This is a genomic window from Vibrio sp. 10N.261.52.A1, assembly GCF_002876325.1.
Classification (GTDB): Bacteria; Pseudomonadota; Gammaproteobacteria; order Enterobacterales; family Vibrionaceae; genus Vibrio; species Vibrio chagasii.
Genome location: NZ_MCYD01001119.1, coordinates 1 through 2,691, shown reverse-complemented (window position 1 = coordinate 2,691; position 2,691 = coordinate 1). Strand labels below are relative to the sequence as shown.

The following is a 2,691-nucleotide window of genomic DNA, read 5'->3' as shown; positions in this document are numbered from 1 at the left end:
ATGTTAAGTTGTAATAATCATATATAAACCGTCTTTATTCTGTAAATTTCAATCATTTCGCTGAAATATTGATTCTAGTCGGTTTTTATCACATTTTAAGTGGTATGCTTCCGCTACTTTGATCGCGTTTCTCACACAAAAAAGAGGTATTTTAGGTGCTACAGGGCTTTTCCTGTTGACTAAATGTTATCTAAGAGTAGAGTTGCGCTCAAAAATAAGCAGTGCTTGAGTTTCTAAGGGAGTGACTTGGCAAGACCACAGAACGTTACATGGAATGTAGTTTTTCTAAGTCACTGTTAGTTATAGTTTTTAACACTTTCTATAGCTCGATTCTCAAAATGTTGTATTGCTTGTCTATTCATAATCAACATAAAAGAGTATTAACATGCCGATGTCTCTCGGAAACGCTTTTATCAAGAATTTCCTTGGTAAAGCTCCTGATTGGTATAAACTTGCCATCATTTCCTTTTTAATCATCAACCCGTTTGTTTTCTTCCTAGTTGACCCATTTGTTGCGGGCTGGCTATTGGTGGTTGAGTTTATTTTCACCCTAGCTATGGCTCTCAAGTGCTACCCTCTTCAACCGGGTGGCTTATTAGCAATTCAAGCCGTTGCGATTGGCATGACCAAACCTGAAATGGTTTATCATGAGCTGCAAGCAAACCTTCCAGTATTACTCTTATTAGTATTCATGGTTGCCGGCATTTATTTCATGAAAGAACTTCTTCTGTTCATTTTCACGAAGATACTGCTCGGCATTCGTTCTAAGATCATGCTTTCTGTTGCGTTCTGTGTTGCAGCAGCATTCCTATCTGCTTTCCTAGATGCACTAACTGTAATCGCAGTTGTGATCAGCGTGGCTGTGGGCTTCTACTCGATTTACCACAAAGTGGCATCGGGCAAAGGCTCTAACTCTGCACACGACCATACTCACGATGAAGAAATCTCTGAACTAACTCGTGAAGACTTAGAAGACTACCGTGCTTTCTTACGTTCGCTACTGATGCACGCAGGTGTAGGTACTGCGCTAGGTGGTGTAATGACCATGGTTGGTGAACCACAAAACTTAGTTATCGCTAAACAAGCAGGCTGGGAATTCGGTGAGTTTATTATCCGTATGCTTCCTGTAACATTGCCTGTTTTCTTCTGCGGTATTCTCACTTGTGCGCTTGTCGAGAAATTCAAAGTATTCGGTTATGGCGCAAAGCTTCCAAACAACGTTCGCCAAATCCTAGTTGAGTTTGACAACAAAGAACGTGAAAACCGAACTAAACAAGATGTTGCAAAGCTTTGGGTTCAAAGTGCAATCGCAGTTTGGCTTATCGTTGGCTTGGCACTTCACGTTGCTGAAGTTGGTTTAATTGGTCTTTCAGTTATCATTTTAGCGACTGCGTTTACAGGTGTAATCGAAGAGCACTCTATGGGTAAAGCTTTTGAGGAAGCGCTACCATTTACTGCGCTTCTTGCTGTGTTCTTCGCTGTCGTTGCAGTAATCATCGACCAAGCACTATTCAAGCCAGTAATCGATGCGGTTCTTCACGTTGAAGATAAAGGCGCTCAGCTTGCCCTATTCTATGTAGCCAACGGTATTCTATCGATGGTTTCAGATAACGTGTTCGTAGGTACGGTTTACATCAACGAAGTGAAAACAGCGTTGGTTGAAGGCATTATCACTCGCGACCAGTTCGACCTGCTTGCTGTTGCTATCAACACAGGTACTAACCTACCTTCAGTGGCAACACCAAACGGTCAAGCTGCGTTCTTATTCCTATTAACATCTGCACTTGCGCCGTTAATTCGGCTGTCTTACGGCCGCATGGTAATCATGGCCCTGCCATACACTATCGTGCTAGCACTGGTTGGCCTTGCAGGCATCGTATACTTTGTTGAACCGATGACAGCATGGTTCTATGACGCAGGTTGGATCATTCAGCGCACCGGTGAAGCGGTTGCTCCAGTGATCTCTGGTGGTCACTAAGCTACACACTGTGTCGCAAAGCACAAAATGTGTAACTCACTAATCAAAAATATTAGTTGATTAGGAAACTTATCCAAGATAAAAAGCTCTGAGTATTCAGGGCTTTTTTATTTTATAGACGGGATTTAATTCGTGAACTTTTTTGTAATGCTCAAAGACTTCTCTAAGGGACGTTTATCTTGGCTTTTACTGCTAGCATTTATCGTATTTTTTGAGGCTTGTGCGCTGTTCTTTCAGCATGTCATGATGCTTGGCCCTTGTGTCATGTGTATTTATGAGCGTGTGGCAATGCTAGCTATCGGTGTCGCAGCCATGATAGGCGCTATCGCCCCGAACAATCCAATCTCGCGCTGGCTTGGCCTTACTGGCTGGGGTTTTGGCGCATACAAAGGTTTAACGTTGGCTTTGGAGCACGTTGATTACCAGTTCAACCCGTCTCCATTCGCAACCTGTGACCTGTTCGTGACCTTCCCTAGCTGGGCACCTTTAAACCAATGGGCTCCGTGGATGTTTGAAGCCTACGGTGACTGCAGCAAGGTCGTGTGGCAGTTCTTGTCGCTTTCTATGCCGCAATGGCTTGTCATTATCTTTGCAGGCAACTTAGTGGCGTTCGGTTTCGTGGTCATTTCTCAATTCGTTAAATCTAAAAACAATTAGGGCGTGTTGGCCTTTCGTGGTTAAACTTTGTTCGGATGGGGACGCCTAGTCAAAAG

At 43.4% G+C, this 2,691-nt stretch carries 2 protein-coding genes; both read left to right on the top strand.

Annotation, left to right across the window (positions count from 1 at the left end; genetic code table 11):
• The first annotated feature begins 385 nt into the window (after window positions 1–385).
• The gene (nhaB, locus tag BCT81_RS23985) at window positions 386–1,978 is read left to right on the top strand and encodes a Na(+)/H(+) antiporter NhaB (RefSeq protein ID WP_102426095.1); all 1,593 of its coding nucleotides are present in this window, start codon (window positions 386–388) and stop codon (window positions 1,976–1,978) included.
• Between the two features lie 147 nt (window positions 1,979–2,125).
• Window positions 2,126–2,635 (top strand): disulfide bond formation protein DsbB, encoded by a 510-nt coding sequence (gene dsbB, locus BCT81_RS23980; protein ID WP_102426094.1) that lies wholly within the window; start codon window positions 2,126–2,128, stop codon window positions 2,633–2,635.
• Window positions 2,636–2,691 lie beyond the last annotated feature (56 nt).